12 protein-coding genes are annotated in these 14,620 nt (G+C 74.3%); 7 read left to right on the top strand and 5 right to left on the bottom strand.

All coding sequences use genetic code 11. From position 1 onward, the window contains the following. The first annotated feature begins 98 nt into the window (after window positions 1–98). The 3 genes from GXP74_RS34785 to GXP74_RS34775 are packed head-to-tail and all read left to right on the top strand — an operon-like array spanning window position 99 to window position 4,787. On the top strand, window positions 99–1,193 hold the full coding sequence (locus tag GXP74_RS34785) for an AAA family ATPase (protein ID WP_182455219.1): 1,095 nt from the start codon (window positions 99–101) through the stop codon (window positions 1,191–1,193). A 52-nt stretch (window positions 1,194–1,245) separates the two neighbouring features. Continuing rightward, the gene (locus GXP74_RS34780) at window positions 1,246–3,588 is read left to right on the top strand and encodes a DUF5682 family protein (RefSeq protein WP_182455218.1); all 2,343 of its coding nucleotides are present in this window, start codon (window positions 1,246–1,248) and stop codon (window positions 3,586–3,588) included. Beyond that, window positions 3,585–4,787 carry a VWA domain-containing protein gene (locus GXP74_RS34775; protein WP_182455217.1) on the top strand — a complete coding sequence of 401 codons (1,203 nt, stop codon included), beginning with the start codon at window positions 3,585–3,587 and terminating at the stop codon, window positions 4,785–4,787. Before GXP74_RS34780 ends, GXP74_RS34775 begins: the two co-directional genes overlap by 4 nt. A 28-nt stretch (window positions 4,788–4,815) precedes the next feature. Here GXP74_RS34775 and GXP74_RS34770 read toward each other — a convergent pair whose 3' ends face one another. The 3 genes from GXP74_RS34770 to GXP74_RS34760 all read right to left on the bottom strand — a co-directional run bounded on the left by GXP74_RS34770 (window position 4,816) and on the right by GXP74_RS34760 (window position 7,745). Beyond that, on the bottom strand, window positions 4,816–5,334 hold the full coding sequence (locus GXP74_RS34770) for an ATP-binding protein (RefSeq protein WP_182455216.1): 519 nt from the start codon (window positions 5,332–5,334) through the stop codon (window positions 4,816–4,818). 207 nt (window positions 5,335–5,541) lie between these two features. Then, window positions 5,542–6,297: a decaprenylphospho-beta-D-erythro-pentofuranosid-2-ulose 2-reductase gene (locus GXP74_RS34765; RefSeq protein WP_182455215.1), complete on the bottom strand. Its 756-nt coding sequence runs from the start codon at window positions 6,295–6,297 to the stop codon at window positions 5,542–5,544. Between the two features lie 104 nt (window positions 6,298–6,401). Beyond that, window positions 6,402–7,745 carry an FAD-binding oxidoreductase gene (locus GXP74_RS34760; RefSeq protein WP_182455214.1) on the bottom strand — a complete coding sequence of 448 codons (1,344 nt, stop codon included), beginning with the start codon at window positions 7,743–7,745 and terminating at the stop codon, window positions 6,402–6,404. Window positions 7,746–7,868: 123 nt separating this feature from the next. On the opposite strand from GXP74_RS34760, the gene GXP74_RS34755 reads away from it, so the two are divergent. The 3 genes from GXP74_RS34755 to sucD all read left to right on the top strand — a co-directional run bounded on the left by GXP74_RS34755 (window position 7,869) and on the right by sucD (window position 10,860). After that, a complete protein-coding gene (locus tag GXP74_RS34755) occupies window positions 7,869–8,405 on the top strand; it encodes a phosphatase PAP2 family protein (RefSeq protein ID WP_182455213.1) in 537 nt (178 codons plus the stop codon). 379 nt (window positions 8,406–8,784) lie between these two features. Continuing rightward, window positions 8,785–9,957: an ADP-forming succinate--CoA ligase subunit beta gene (gene sucC / locus GXP74_RS34750; protein ID WP_182455212.1), complete on the top strand. Its 1,173-nt coding sequence runs from the start codon at window positions 8,785–8,787 to the stop codon at window positions 9,955–9,957. Between the two features lie 21 nt (window positions 9,958–9,978). Next, complete coding sequence (gene sucD, locus GXP74_RS34745) at window positions 9,979–10,860, top strand: succinate--CoA ligase subunit alpha (protein WP_182455211.1); 882 nt, start codon at window positions 9,979–9,981, stop codon at window positions 10,858–10,860. Between the two features lie 11 nt (window positions 10,861–10,871). On the opposite strand, the gene GXP74_RS34740 is transcribed toward sucD, so the two are convergent. Further along, window positions 10,872–12,200: an RNA polymerase sigma factor gene (locus tag GXP74_RS34740; protein WP_182455210.1), complete on the bottom strand. Its 1,329-nt coding sequence runs from the start codon at window positions 12,198–12,200 to the stop codon at window positions 10,872–10,874. 135 nt (window positions 12,201–12,335) lie between these two features. On the opposite strand from GXP74_RS34740, the gene GXP74_RS34735 reads away from it, so the two are divergent. Further along, window positions 12,336–13,682 carry a DUF6350 family protein gene (locus GXP74_RS34735; RefSeq protein ID WP_182455209.1) on the top strand — a complete coding sequence of 449 codons (1,347 nt, stop codon included), beginning with the start codon at window positions 12,336–12,338 and terminating at the stop codon, window positions 13,680–13,682. Here the strand turns inward: GXP74_RS34735 and GXP74_RS34730 are convergent. Then, window positions 13,603–14,358 (bottom strand): hypothetical protein, encoded by a 756-nt coding sequence (locus GXP74_RS34730; protein ID WP_182455208.1) that lies wholly within the window; start codon window positions 14,356–14,358, stop codon window positions 13,603–13,605. The two genes, GXP74_RS34735 and GXP74_RS34730, sit on opposite strands and share 80 nt — an antisense overlap. Between the last annotated feature and the right edge of the window lie 262 nt (window positions 14,359–14,620).

Below are 14,620 nucleotides of genomic sequence, written 5' to 3'. Positions count from 1 at the left end.
TTGCAGGCGGACGCCGGGCTCCGGCGCCCGGGCCGCTGCCCCTTCGCTGTCTTCTGACGCCCACTCAGTCATCCGCCTCCCTCGGACGAGGAGTTGCCATGCCCACAACCACCGAGGCCCTGCGACCGCACGCGGAGCAGGCCTTCGCCGCCGAGCTGGCCGCCCTCGCCGCCGCCGACGACCGGCCCCGCCCGGCCCGCTGGCGGCTGTCGCCCTGGGCCGTGGCCACCTACCTGCTCGGCGGGACCCTCCCCGACGGCACGGTGATCACCCCCAAGTACGTCGGCCCGCGCCGGATCGTCGAGGTCGCGATCACCACCCTCGCCACCGACCGGGCCCTGCTGCTGCTGGGCGTGCCCGGTACCGCCAAGACGTGGGTGTCCGAGCACTTGGCCGCCGCCGTCAGCGGCGACTCGACGCTGCTGGTCCAGGGCACCGCCGGCACCCCGGAGGAGGCGGTCCGCTACGGCTGGAACTACGCCCGGCTGCTGGCCGAGGGCCCGAGCCGGGGCGCGCTGGTACCCAGCCCGGTGATGCGCGCCATGGCCGAGGGGCTGACCGCCCGGGTGGAGGAGCTCACCCGGATCCCGGCCGACGTCCAGGACAGCCTGATCACCATCCTGTCCGAGAAGACCCTGCCGATACCCGAGCTCGGCGAGGAGGTGCAGGCGGTGCGCGGGTTCAACCTGATCGCCACCGCCAACGACCGCGACCGGGGCGTCAACGAGCTCTCCAGCGCGCTGCGCCGCCGGTTCAACACGGTGGTGCTGCCGCTGCCCGCCTCGCTGGACGACGAGGTGGACATCGTCGCGCGCCGGGTCGCCGAGCTGGGCCGCTCGCTGCGGCTGCCCGAGGTCCCCAGCGGTTCCACCGAGATACGCCGGGTGGTCACCGTGTTCCGCGAACTGCGGGACGGGGTCACCACCGACGGCCGCACCAAGGTCAAGTCGCCCTCGGGCAGCCTGTCCACCGCCGAGGCGATCTCCGTGGTCACCAGCGGTCTGGCGCTGGCCGCGCACTTCGGTGACGGCGTGCTGCGCCCCGGCGACGTCGCCTCCGGCCTGCTCGGCGCCGTGGTCCGCGACCCCGCCGCCGACCGGCTGGTCTGGCAGGAGTACCTGGAGAGCGTCGTCCGCGAACGCGAGGAGTGGAAGGACTTCTACCGCAGCTGCCGGGACACCGAGCAGCGCTGACGGTCCGTCGGTGACAGCACCAGGCCGGACTTCGACACAGGGGGTGGCTCAGATGACGCACAGACAAGCCGAAGGCGTGGCCCTGCTGGGGGTGCGCCACCACGGTCCCGGCTCGGCCCGCGCGGTCGCCGCGGCGCTGCGGCAGTACCAGCCGGACGCGGTCCTGATCGAGGGCCCGGCGGAGGCGGACGCGCTGCTCGCCTTCGCCGCCGACAAGGAGATGGTCCCGCCGGTGGCACTGCTGGCCCACATCGTGGACGAACCGGCCCGCGCCGCGTTCTGGCCCTACGCGGCCTTCTCACCCGAGTGGGTCGCGCTGCGCCACGCGCTGGACCGCGACCTGCCGGTCCACTTCATCGACCTTCCGGCCGCGCACAGCCTCGCCGCCGGTCCGGACCGCCCCGAGGACGAGGAGGCGTCCTCACCGGGGGCGCCGCGCGACCCGATCGGCGAACTCGCCCGCGTCGCCGGTCACGACGACCCCGAGCAGTGGTGGGAGGACGTCGTCGAGCACCGGCTGCCCGAGCCCGGCGCGGACGCCCTCGACCCCTTCCGGGCCATCGCCGAGGCCATGGCCGAGCTGCGGACCGGCCCGGCCGAGGGCACCGACATCGTGCGCGAGGCCCATATGCGCAGGCAGTTGCGGGCGGCCCGGAGAGCCGGGCACCAGCGCATCGCCGTGGTCTGCGGGGCCTGGCACGTCCCCGCGCTGGCCGCCCGGGTCTCCGCGACCGAGGACAACGCCCTGCTCAAGGGGCTGCCCAAGGCCAAGGTCGAGCTGACCTGGGTGCCCTGGACACACCGCCGGCTGTCCCAGCACACCGGCTACGGAGCCGGAATCGCCTCGCCCGGCTGGTACCAGCACCTGTTCGAGTCGCCGGATCCGGGCCCGGTGCGCTGGCTCACCCGGATGGCCGCGCTGCTCCGGGCCGAGGACTACTCGGTCTCCTCGGCCCATGTGATCGAGGCCGCCCGGCTCGCCGAGACCCTGGCCGTCATGCGCGGACGACCGGTCCCCGGCCTGGCGGAGACCCTGGACGCGGCCCGGGCGGTGCTGTGCGAGGGCTCGGACGTCCCGCTCGCGCTGATCTCGGACCGGCTGGTGGTCGGCGAGGCCCTGGGCGCGGTACCGGAGGGCGCGCCCGCCGTCCCGTTGCAGCGCGACCTGTCCCGGTCGCAGCGCGCGCTGCGGCTCAAGCCGGAGCCGGACGAACGCCTGCTCGACCTGGACCTGCGCAAGGAGACCGACGCCGCCCGCAGCCGCCTGCTGCACCGGCTGCGGCTGCTGGACATCCACTGGGGCCGACCGGCCGACCCGCGCACCGCCTCCACCGGCACCTTCCGGGAGAGCTGGCGGCTGCGCTGGGAGCCCGAACTCGCGGTCTCCATCGCCGAAGCCGGGATCTGGGGCACCACCGTCGAGTCGGCGGCCCAGGCCCGGGCCGCCGACCGGGCCGTCAACGCGGCCGGTCTGGCCGAGGTCACCGGCCTCGCCGAGAGCTGCCTGCTGGCCGACCTCCCGGGCGCGCTGGACACCGTGCTCAGCGCCCTCGCCGACCGCGCCGCGCTCGACGCCGACGTCGCCCACCTGGCCGAGGCGCTGCCCGCGCTGGTCCGCTCGCTGCGCTACGGCGACGTCCGCGGCACCGACGCCTCGGCGCTGCGGCACCTGGCGGAGAGCCTGGCGGTGCGGATCTGCGTCGGCCTCCCACCGGCCTGCGCCCACCTGGACGCCGAGGGCGCCACCGCGATGGCGGTGCACCTGGGCACGACCCACGCGGCCGTCGCCCTGCTCGCCGACGGCCCCAGCGGCGGCTCGGCGACCGACGGTCCGGGTGCCCGCTGGCCCACCACGCTGCGCACGCTGGCCCGCCGGGACACCGTCCCCGGGCTGCTGCGCGGCCGGGCCACCCGGCTGCTGCTGGACGACAACCAGTGGGACGCCGACGAAGCCGCCCGGCACCTGGGCCTTGCGCTGTCGGCGGCGAGCGAACCCGCCGACGCGGCGGGCTGGATCGAGGGCTTCCTCGCGGGCGGCGGCATGCTGCTGATCCATGACACCCGGCTGCTCGGCCTGGTCGACGACTGGCTGACCGGCGTCCCCGAGGCGGTCTTCCCGGACGTGCTGCCGCTGCTGCGGCGGACCTTCTCCGGCTTCGAGGCGGCGGTGCGGCGCACCGTCGGTGAGCGGGTCCGCGCCGCTCCCGGCGCCACCGGCGGGCAGCCCCCGGCCGGTGACCGCCCGGGCTTCGCCGCCGAGCCCGACCAGGCCCGCGCCGGGGCCGCCCGCGCGACCGCCGCGCTGCTGCTCGCCCCGACCGCCGACCCGACTCCTGACCCGACCGCTGACCCGACTCCCGCGCCGAATCCCGACCTGACGGAGGCCCAGCCATGACCAGCCCCGGCAGCACCACCCCCGCCCAGGCCGCGGACGAGCGGCTGCGCCGCTGGCGGCTGGTCCTCGGCGGCGACGCCGACGGCACCGGCTGCCGCCTCAGCGGACGCGAGGCGGCGATGGACCGCGCCCTGAGCGCCCTCTACCGGAACGGCGCGGGCGGCGCCGGTGGCAACGCGCCGGACCGCGGCCGCCCGCGCGGCGCCGGGCTCGGCGGCTCCGCGCCCGAGGTCGCCCGCTGGCTCGGCGACATCCGCGAGTACTTCCCCACCCGGGTGGTGCAGGTGATGCAGCAGGACGCCATCGACCGGCTCGGCCTGGCCCAGCTGCTGATGGAGCCGGAGATGCTGGAGGCGGTGGAGCCCGACGTGCACCTGGTCGGCACGCTGCTGTCGCTCGGCCGGGCACTGCCGGAGACCACCCGGGAGAGCGCCCGCGCCGTCGTCCGGAAGGTCGTCGCGCAGCTCGAACGCCGGATCGCGACCCGAACCCGCTCACTGGTCGGCGGCGCGCTGGACCGCAGCGCCCGGGTCAACCGCCCGCGCCACCGCGACATCGACTGGGACCGCACCATCCGGGCCAACCTGAGGAACTACGTCGAGCCGGAGGGCGCACGCACCCACGGCACGGTCGTGCCGGAGCGGCTGATCGGCTACGCCCGGGCCGCCAACGCGGTGAAGAAGGAGGTCATCCTGTGCATCGACCAGTCCGGCTCGATGGCCGCCTCGGTCGTGCACTCCTCGGTCTTCGGCGCCGTGCTGGCCTCGATGTCCTCGCTGCGCACCCGGCTGGTGGTCTTCGACACCGCCGTGGTCGACCTGACCGAGCAGCTGGCCGACCCGGTGGACGTGCTGTTCGGCGTCCAACTGGGCGGCGGCACCGACATCAACCAGGCGCTGGCGTACTGCCAGTCCCGGATCACCCGTCCGGCCGACACCGTGGTCGTGCTGATCAGCGACCTGTACGAGGGCGGGATCCGGGACGGCATGCTGAAGCGGGTGGCCGCGATGAAGGCCGCCGGGGTGCAGTTCATCGCGCTGCTGGCACTGTCGGACGAGGGCGCCCCGGCGTACGACCGCTCCCACGCGGCAGCGCTCGCGGCGCTCGGGGCTCCGGCCTTCGCCTGCACCCCGGACCTCTTCCCGGAGATCATGGCCGCCGCGATCCAGAAGCAGCCGCTACCGATACCCGAGGCCTGAGGTGCGAGGCCTGAGGCGCCGCCGACGGTCATCCGGAGGGCAGCAGCAGCGCCGCCCACACCGTCTTGCCCGAGTACTCCGGCCGGGGGACCGTCCCCCAGGCGGCGGTGAACGACTCGACCAGCAGCATCCCGCGGCCGTGCTCGTCGTCCTCGGCGGCCGACTCGGTGCGGGGCAGCTCGCGCCGGCCCTCGTCGTCCACCTCCAGCACCAGCACCCCGCGGGCGCTCCACAACCGGCAGTGCACCCGGCGGCTGACGGTGTGGGTGACCGCGTTGGACACCAGCTCCGACATGCACAGCTCCACCTCGGCCACGGTGTCGTCCGACAGCCGCCACATGGCCGCCGTGATCCGGACGAAGCGCCGGGCCCGGGCGACCGAGGCGGGTTGCCCGGGCAGGGTCGCGGCGGCCTGGCGGTCCATCGGCCAGGTGCTCCTGGCCGTGCCCAGGTGGGCGAGGAGGGCCGCTGACGCGGGCTCCCCCTCCTCGGCGTCGCCGGCGCCCTCGACCGGAGGGCACTGGACGCGGTGGCGTGGGCTGTGCATCGAACATCCGCTTCTTGAGCAGTCGTGCGAGTACGGTCGTCCGGCGGCTCACGTGCGGGCCGGCGACTCTCCGTATGTGGTCCGTCACTCATGAGACGGTCCTGGAGTGACCCGCCAAATGCAAGCCACTCCAGGCGTTTCGCTGCTCACGGGTACCGGCTTTCGGGAGCACGGAGCCCCGCGCACTCCCCCCGGGCACCCCGGTGCTCAGATCGGCAGTCGGCGGAAGACCGGGCGGGGCAGGTGCCGCAGGCCGGACATGACGAAGCGGAGGGCGCCCGGCGCCCAGACGGTGTGGGCGTTCCGGCCCAGGCCGTCGAGGACCGCCGCGGCGACCGCGTCCGGGGTGGTGGCCAGCGGCGCCGGCTTCAGCCCCGCGGTCATCCGGGTGTGCACGAACCCGGGCCTGACCACCAGCACCTGCACGCCGGAGCCCCGCAGGGAGTCCCCGAGGCCCTGCGCGAAGACGTCCAGACCGGCCTTGGAGGAGCCGTAGATGTAGTTCGACCTGCGGGCGCGCTCCCCGGCGACCGAGGAGAGCACCACCAGCGCGCCGTGGCCCTGGCCGCGCAGCTGCTGGGTGCAGACGAGCGAGGCGGACACCGCGCCCACGTAGTTGACCTGCGCGACCCGCGCCGCCGCGACCGGATCCCGTTCGTCCTCGGCCTGGTCGCCGAGCACGCCGAAGGCCAGCAGCACCACGTCGATGTCGCCCTCGGTGAAGGCCTTGCCCAGGACCGCGGCATGGCTGTCGACGTCGGCGGCGTCGAAGTCGAGGACGGTCACCTCGGCTCCGAGCGCCCGGAGTTCGGCCGCCGAGGCGTCCAGCTCGGGCGAGGGCCGCCCGGCCAGGTGCACCGTGCGGGTCCGGCGGCCCACCATCAGCCGGGCGGTGGACCTGGCGATCTCCGAGGAGCCCCCCAGCACGAGCAGGGACTGGTGGTCACCCAGGGCGTTCTTCATCGGCGCCTTCCTTTTACTACGGGTTACTACGGGTTACTGCGGGCAGGGGACTTCCACGACGGGCAGAGGGGACTTCGCGGGGAGCCACGGGCACGGGCGGGCGGCTACAGGCGCAGCCGCCGGGCCAGGTCGGAGGTGAACAGGCCGGCCGGGTCGAGTTCGGCGCGCAGTCGGCGGAAGTCGTCCAGTCGGGGGTACATGCCCGCCAGGCTCTCCGGCCGGAGCCGGGAGTCCTTCGCCAGGTAGACCCGGCCGCCCGCCCCGGCGACCTCGTCGTCGAGCTCGTTGAGCAGGCCGCCGAGCCCCGGCATCCCGGTGGGGATGTCCAGCGCCAGCGTCCAGCCCTCGGCCGGGAAGGACAGCCAGCCCGGGTCGCCCTGGCCGAAGCGCTTGAGTACGGCCAGGAAGCTGGGGCACTGACTGCGGCTGATCCGCTCCACGATCCGGCGCAGCGTCCGCTCCTGGTCCAGCCCGATCACGAACTGGTACTGGAGGAAGCCGTTCCTGCCGTAGACGCGGTTCCACTCGGGCACGCCGTCCAGCGGGTGGAAGAAGGTGGAGATCTTCTGGATCTCGCCGCGCCGCTCGCGGGGCGCCCTGCGGTACCAGAGCTCGTTGAAGAGGCCGACGGTCACCGGCCGCAGCAGGCCGCCGGGCAGCAGCCGGGGCGCGGCCGGCAGCGTGGCCGGGCGGAACGCCAGCGGGTCGCGCCGCTGCGCCGGGCTCAGCTGCCCGGGCTCGGCGTGGTCGCCCCGGGTGAGCACGGCGCGCCCCATCGACCCGCCCTTGGCGAGCAGGTCGATCCAGGCCACGGAGTAGCGGTACCGGTGGTCGGTCGTGGTCAGCCGGGCCAGCAGCTCGTCGAGGTCGGCGGCCCGCTCGGTGTCCACGCTCATCAGCGAGGTCCGCACCGGCAGCAGTCGCACGGTGGCGGTGGTCACCACGCCGGTCAGGCCCATTCCGCCGACCGTGGCGTGGAACAGGTCGCTGTCACTCTCCCGGGTGACGGTGCGCACCGAGCCGTCGGCGGTCAGCAGGTCGAAGGAGCTGACGTGGCGCGAGAAGCTGCCGCTGACGTGGTGGTTCTTACCGTGGATGTCGGAGCCGATGGCGCCGCCGAGGGTGACGTAGCGGGTTCCCGGGGTGACCGGGACGAACCAGCCGAGCGGGAGCAGCACCTTCATCAGCTGGTGCAGGCTGACCCCGGCCTCGGCGGTGACCGTTCCGGCGGGCAGGTCGATGTCCAGGATCCGGGAGAGCCCGGTCATGTCCAGGACCCGCCCCCCGGCGTTCTGCGCGGCGTCCCCGTAGGAGCGGGCCAGGCCGCGGGCCACCGCGCCGCGCGGGCCGGCGGCGAGGACGGCCAGGGTCGCCTCCTCGACCGTGGTCGGGCGCTCGACCCGGGCGAGGGTGGGGGCGGTGCGTCCCCAGCCGGTGAGGGATTCCATCGGGCTGCTGACTCCTTCGGGTTCCCGGAGCGGTGAGTTCTCGATATGAGCGTGACATACTCCGACAAAATAGGACGTAACGTCACCAAGGAAAGACCACGGGAAGTGGGCCGGGAAGCAGGTATGGACGACAGGCGACCCGCCGGGCTGGACGCGGCGCTGCTGCGGGCGGTGCGGATCCGGCTGGCGGCCCCGGCGCTGACCTCGGGCGCCCGCGCGCTGTCCGCGGCCGGTGAGCACGGCGCGCTGTGGATCGCGGGCGGACTGCTCGCGGCCGGTGCCGACCGGCCCCGGCGCGGCCGGTGGCTGCGGGCCGCCGCCGTGGTCGCGGGCGCGCACCTGGGCAGCATGGCGGTGAAGCGGGTGGTCCGCCGTCCGCGACCGGAGCTGGCGGGGTTCGCGCCGCTGGTGCGGACGGCGGGCAGGCACAGCTTCCCCAGTTCGCACGCGGCCTCGGCGGCGGCAGCGGCGGTGGTGTACCGGGGCCTGCTGCCGCGGCCCGCGGTGGCGGCCCTGGGCGGCGGGGCCGCCGCGATGTGCGTCTCCCGGCTGGTCGTCGGCGTGCACTACCCGACGGACGTGGCGGCGGGCGCCGCGCTCGGCGCGCTGGCGGCGGGAATCGGGCGCGCCTGGGTGGCGGGCGCGGCCGACCGTGGTTGACTCCGGTCCGGGCGCGGGCCCGTGCCGCGGGGCCCGCCCGACGCGCCCGGCCGCGCTTCGGCATCGGCGCAGACCACGCGGTGCGGGGCGGCGACCCGGGCGGTTGTGATGGGTATCACCGGCTCTGCCTGAGTCCTGGTTGTGATCCGCAGCTTCTACGGGGATAGCCTGCAAGGCGGACATGCCTGCCCGCTCGCGTTGGGCTCTGGGTTCCCCGTGGCGATGGCACCGGCCGTGATCCGCCTGGATCCGCGCGCCGACGCCTGGCACGACGAACCACAGCAGCGATCCTGCGGGCGGTCGGCTGGGAAGATAGTGGAGTGGGCGGCCCTCCCGTGACCGACCACTTCTGAAGTCGCGATCACAAGGACGGACGCGCGTGGACCTGTTCGAATACCAGGCGAGGGACATCTTCGCCAAGCACGGTGTGCCGGTGCTGGGCGGTGCAGTCATCGAGAACGCCGAAGAGGCGCGGGCGATCGCTGAGGGATGGGGCGGCCGGGCCGTCGTCAAGGCACAGGTCAAGGTCGGCGGCCGAGGCAAGGCCGGCGGCGTGAAGCTGGCGTCCGACCCCGCTGACGCGGTGGCCAAGGCCGAGGCGATCCTGGGCATGGACATCAAGGGCCACACGGTCCACAAGGTGATGCTGGCCCAGACCGCCGACATCAAGGACGAGTACTACGTCTCGTTCCTGCTCGACCGGACCAACCGGACCTTCCTCGCCATGGCCTCCGTCGAGGGCGGCGTGGAGATCGAGGTCGTGGCGGTCGAGAAGCCCGAGGCGCTCGCCAAGATCCCGGTCGACGCGAACGAGGGCGTCACCGACGCCAAGGCTCGCGAGATCGTCGAGGCGGCGAAGTTCCCGGCCGAGGTGGCGGACCAGATCGCCGAGGTGCTGAAGAGCCTGTGGAAGGTCTTCATCGCCGAGGACGCGCTCCTGGTCGAGGTCAACCCGCTGGTCAAGACCGGCGAGGGCAAGATCGTCGCGCTCGACGGCAAGGTCTCCCTGGACGAGAACGCCGACTTCCGCCAGCCGGAGCACGAGGCGCTGGTCGACCACGCCGCGGCCAACCCGCTGGAGGCGAAGGCCAAGGCCAAGGGCCTCAACTACGTCAAGCTCGACGGCGAGGTCGGCATCATCGGCAACGGCGCGGGTCTCGTCATGAGCACCCTGGACGTCGTCGCCTACGCCGGTGAGAAGCACGGCAACGTGAAGCCCGCCAACTTCCTCGACATCGGTGGCGGCGCGTCCGCCGAGGTCATGGCGAACGGCCTGGAGATCATCCTCGGCGACCCGGACGTCAAGTCCGTGTTCGTCAACGTCTTCGGTGGCATCACCGCCTGTGACGAGGTCGCCAACGGCATCGTCCAGGCCCTGGAACTGCTCAAGTCCAAGGGCGAGGACGTCAACAAGCCCCTGGTCGTCCGTCTGGACGGCAACAACGCGGAGCTGGGTCGCAAGATCCTCTCCGACGCCAACCACCCGCTGGTTCAGCGCGTGGACACCATGGACGACGCGGCCGACAAGGCCGCCGAGCTGGCAGCGAAGTAAGGGACGAGGACTCCACACACCATGGCTATCTTCCTCACCAAGGACAGCAAGGTCATCGTCCAGGGGATGACCGGCGCCACCGGCATGAAGCACACCCGGCTCATGCTCGCGGACGGCACCAACATCGTCGGCGGCGTCAACCCGCGCAAGGCGGGCACCAGCGTCGACTTCGACGGCACCGAGGTCCCGGTCTTCGGCTCCGTAGCCGAGGCGATCGAGAAGACCGGCGCCGACGTGTCGGTCATCTTCGTACCCCCGGCCTTCGCCAAGGCCGCCGTGATCGAGGCGATCGACGCCGAGATCGGCCTGGCCGTCGTGATCACCGAGGGCATCGCGGTGCACGACTCCGCGTCGTTCTGGGCCTACGCGGGCCAGAAGGGCAACAAGACCCGGATCATCGGCCCGAACTGCCCCGGCCTGATCACCCCCGGCCAGTCCAACGCGGGCATCATCCCCGGCGACATCACCAAGCCCGGCCGCATCGGCCTGGTGTCCAAGTCGGGCACGCTGACCTACCAGATGATGTACGAGCTGCGTGACATCGGCTTCTCCTCGGCCGTGGGCATCGGTGGCGACCCGGTCATCGGTACCACCCACATCGACGCCCTCAAGGCGTTCCAGGACGACGCCGACACCGACATCATCGTGATGATCGGCGAGATCGGCGGCGACGCCGAGGAGCGTGCGGCGGCGTACATCAAGGAGCACATCACCAAGCCGGTCGTCGGCTACGTGGCGGGCTTCACCGCGCCCGAGGGCAAGACCATGGGCCACGCCGGTGCCATCGTGTCGGGCTCCTCCGGCACCGCCCAGGCGAAGAAGGAGGCCCTGGAGGCCGCCGGAGTCAAGGTCGGCAAGACCCCGTCCGAGACCGCGCGCCTGGCGCGCGAGCTCATCGGCTGACCGAGCCGCGCTCAGGGCCGCCGCGCCCCCTGCTGGACGCACTGCCCCGCCCCGGATGCCCCCGGTGCGGGGCAGCCTGCGTTTCCCACCGGCCGGGGCCGGCCGAGCCCGACCGCCGGAGCCGACCGGCCGCTCGGATGCGAGGCCACCACCGGTCGGGGCGGGCCCGGCTGGTGCTGCTTGTGGTGGACGCTGTCGTAGGTCACGAACGGTGCCGCCGGGGGGTGGAACGGGGTGCCCAGGACCACCCCGGCGAGCAGCGCCGCCGCCGCTGTCAGCCCGGCCAGCCCGGCCGCCGCGGTGACCGCGCCCTCGCGCAGCAGCGATCTGCGCCGCAGTTCGCCGGTCCGCGCCGACTGCTCGACCGGCGGGCAGCCCCGGACGGCGGCGCCGCGCAGCAGCGCGCCCAGGCGGCGGCCGAAGCCCCGGGCCGCCGGGTCGGCGCCGACGATCCCGGGAGCGGCCTCGGCCATGGCCCGCCGGGCCCGGACGGTGCGGGCGTAGGCGGTGGGGGTGGTGGCCTCGGCCTCGGTACTGGTCTGCTTCCAGTCGAGCCCGAGCACATCGTGCAGCAGCAGCACCTTGCGGTGCGCGCGTGGCAGCCGCAGCAGCGCCCGGAGCAGCACCTGGTCGTCGTCGGTCAGGCCCTGCGGGTCCAACGGGTTGACCTGGAACCGGTCGTTGACCTGGAACCGGTCGGAGCGGAACAGCTGGGCCAGCAGCAGGTGGTGGCTGCGGTACCAGGGGGAGAGCGCGAGCTCGAAGGTGGCCGCCCGGAGCCAGCCCTCGGGCGAGGAGTCGGCGGAGACCTCCGGCCAGTGCGCCCAGGCGAGCTCGAACGCCCGTTCCACGCAGTGGACCGCGCGCGGTCGGCTACCGGTGAGCAGATAGGCCTGCCGGGCCAGGTGGGTCGCGGTCCGCTGGTAGAGCTCGTCGAAGCCGGGCGGGACGGTGGCCGCCACGCCCGGTGCGGGTCCGGCTGCGACGGGTGCGAGTGCGGGTGCGGGTGCGGGTGCGGCTGCTGCAGGCTCGGTGGGTTGCGGTCGCTCCGGGTCAACCTCGGTGCCCTCAGCCGGAACTGAGGGAACGTCAATGACCGGGGCGGCGTCGGGCTCGGACGTCGCGGCCGTGCTCGACGGCTCGACTGACGCCGGGTCAGCGGTCTTGCCGCGTCGCCTGCGGCGCGTGGCGGGCGCGCTCGGCTGCGGCGCGTCGACGGGCGGCGGCTCCGGCGACTGCTCGGCTCCGGCGGCGTCGGTGCGGACGTGGACGCCCGCCTTGGCGGCGCGCGTCCGGTCCGAGGGCTTGCGTGAGGCGCCGGGTCTGGCCGGGGTGTTCATGGGCGTGCCCCGGGGGCGTGAGGGCGTGACGGCTCCGTATACCCGATGAGTGGCATATCTGAATTCTTGGGGTGAAAGGCCGCATTCGCCACGTCAATGGGCATAACGGGTGTCCGCGTGTCGCAAGGTGGGCCCATGGCGTTCTCAGTGCAGCGGTGGCGTCCGACAGCGGCGGCCGGGGTCTGCGGTCCCGCGCTCCGGGCCGGACTGCTCGGCGGGGCAGCGGCGGCGGGCGCGGTACTGGTCGCGGTCGCGCTGCCGGTCTTCTTCCTGTGGATCGTCTCGCCCTACGTCGAGTCGGGCAGCGGCGGTGTGCTCCATCTGGCCGCCTGCCTGTGGCTGCTGGCGCACGGCGCGACGCTGCGGTTCGGGGCCGTTCCGGTCGGGGTGCCGCCGCTGCTGCTGACGTCGCTGGCGCTGACGCTGCTCTACCGGACCGCCTCCCGCGCCGCCCGGCAGGCCGGGGCCGAGCAGCCCGGCACCCTGCTGACCGGCCTCTGCGCGGGCTACCTGCTGGTCGGTGGGGTGGTGACGGCGCTGGCCGTGGCCACCGGCGGGGCACCGACCGTCGGCCCGGTGGCCGCGCTCGGCCGACTGCTGCTGGTCGCGCTGCCGACGGCGGCGGTCGGGGTGCGCGCGGGGACCGGGTCGTGGCGGTTCGTCCCGCTGCCCCGGTACCAGCCGCCGTCCTGGGCGCGACCGTCGGTCCGCTGGGGCCGCCGGATGGTCGACCGGAGCCGGGTGCCCGGTGGTGGCGCCGCCGTGCTGCGGGCGGGCGCGGGGGCCGGGGCGGCGCTGCTGGGCGGCGGGGCGCTGGCGTTCGCGGTGTCCCTGCTGCTGCGCTTCGGCGCGGCCGGGACGGTCTCCGCCCAGCTCGCGCCGGACCTGGTCGGCCGGTTCTCGCTGCTGTTGCTGTGCGCGACGCTGCTGCCCAACGCCGCGATCTGGGCGGCGGCCTACGCGCTCGGGCCGGGCTTCGCCCTGGGCGGTGGATTCACGCCGCTGGCCACCGCCGCTACCCAGCCCCCGGCCTTCCCGCTGCTGGCCGCGCTGCCCGGACCGGGCCGGTCCCCGCTGGGGCTGCTGCCGCTGGCGGTGCCGGTGGTCGCCGGGGTGGTGGCGGCGGTGCTGCTGGGGCGGGCGGCGGGGGAGTGGGGCGTACTGGCGACGGTGCGCGCGGGCGTCGCCGCCGCCGGATGCGCCGGGGTGCTGGCGGCGGTGTGCGCCGGGGCCGCCGGTGGCACGCTCGGGGTGTCGGCGCTGGCCGGGGTCGGTCCCTCGCCCTGGTGGACCGGGTTGGCCGCGCTGGTCTGGACGCTGGCGGTGGCCGTCCCCGGGGCGCTGCTCGTCCGCTGGCGCCGGGCGGCGGACCGCCCGGCGCCGGAGGCTCCGCCGCGGCGGCTCAGCCGCCGAGCTTCACCAGCCACTGCGGTGGCTTGGGCGACACGCTGGTGGCGCAGGTGTTGTAGACGGCCTGAGTGAGCGCGTCGGTCTGGCAGTCGTAGTAGCTCTTGTAGTACATCTGCACGCCGAAGGCCCCGGCGAACAGCGCCAGTCCGACGATGCTCGCGATCAGGCCGCCCATCGCGGCGGGGACCTGCGGCCGGGTCGGGGTGCTGTCGGAGTACCACCCGGGCAGCTGCGGCGGCGTCTGGGTCGGCGTCCGCGCCGGAGCCTGGGGCGGCGTCCGGGCGCCGGTGGCGACCGGCGGCTGGGGCCTGGCCTTGCCGCGCAGCGAGCTGATCGCCCAGTACAGCGCCAGCGACGACAGCAGCAGTGTGAGGTCGGGCACACCCAGGATCATGAAGAAGATCCCCCACATGCCGCTGAGCAGCGCGTAGCGGGCCTTGCGCTGGACCGGGTCGCCGGGGTCGAACCGCGGGCCCGGCGGCGGACCGTACGGGCGGGGCGGCTGCCGACCCTGGTAGCCGGGGCTCCACGGGTGCGGCGGCGGTACCTGCGGCGGCCGCCCGGCGGGGTCCTCCGGCTGGCCGGGCCGATCCTGCGAACCGTCCGGATTGTCCGAACCGTCCGGGCTCTTCGGGTCGTGCGCACGACCCCGGGGCTGCCACGGGCGGTCGGGGGCGTCCTTGGGGGGCGGGGCGAAGGGGTCGCGTGGACCGTCGGGGGGTGTTCCGCTGTCCGATTTCTGGACCATCGTCTTCGCCGTACTCCTGATTCTTGGCTCCGCTTGGGGATACCTTCTCACCCCCGTACCCGCTGTGGTGCCTCCCCACCCCATGATCGTCGACCAGGAGTGCGGGTGTGCAGGCCGCTGCCGGTATCGTTGCTGGAGGCCGTGACTCTCGCCGAGGGCTCGCGGTCGGCCTGCGGCGCCGCCGCAAGGCATTCGGTGGATGCGGATGCCGGTCACGAGATGACACCCCGCATCTGCCCCACAGAGCTTGGCCCACACCCGT

The sequence above is a fragment of the Streptacidiphilus sp. P02-A3a genome (genome assembly GCF_014084105.1).
Lineage (GTDB): Bacteria > Actinomycetota > Actinomycetes > Streptomycetales > Streptomycetaceae > Streptacidiphilus.
Note: the sequence above shows the minus strand (reverse complement) of the source record. Positions and strands in the feature narration are given on the sequence as shown.

Coding starts and splice junctions, on each gene's coding strand:
- GXP74_RS34765 (WP_182455215.1), bottom strand. CDS start 6,297: ATGAAGAACGCCCTGGGTGACCACCAGTCCCTGCTCGTGCTGGGGGGC.
- GXP74_RS34760 (WP_182455214.1), bottom strand. CDS start 7,745: ATGGAATCCCTCACCGGCTGGGGACGCACCGCCCCCACCCTCGCCCGG.
- sucD (WP_182455211.1), top strand. CDS start 9,979: ATGGCTATCTTCCTCACCAAGGACAGCAAGGTCATCGTCCAGGGGATG.
- GXP74_RS34740 (WP_182455210.1), bottom strand. CDS start 12,200: ATGAACACCCCGGCCAGACCCGGCGCCTCACGCAAGCCCTCGGACCGG.
- GXP74_RS34780 (WP_182455218.1), top strand. CDS start 1,246: ATGACGCACAGACAAGCCGAAGGCGTGGCCCTGCTGGGGGTGCGCCAC.
- GXP74_RS34735 (WP_182455209.1), top strand. CDS start 12,336: ATGGCGTTCTCAGTGCAGCGGTGGCGTCCGACAGCGGCGGCCGGGGTC.
- GXP74_RS34785 (WP_182455219.1), top strand. CDS start 99: ATGCCCACAACCACCGAGGCCCTGCGACCGCACGCGGAGCAGGCCTTC.
- GXP74_RS34730 (WP_182455208.1), bottom strand. CDS start 14,358: ATGGTCCAGAAATCGGACAGCGGAACACCCCCCGACGGTCCACGCGAC.
- GXP74_RS34775 (WP_182455217.1), top strand. CDS start 3,585: ATGACCAGCCCCGGCAGCACCACCCCCGCCCAGGCCGCGGACGAGCGG.
- GXP74_RS34770 (WP_182455216.1), bottom strand. CDS start 5,334: ATGCACAGCCCACGCCACCGCGTCCAGTGCCCTCCGGTCGAGGGCGCC.
- GXP74_RS34755 (WP_182455213.1), top strand. CDS start 7,869: ATGGACGACAGGCGACCCGCCGGGCTGGACGCGGCGCTGCTGCGGGCG.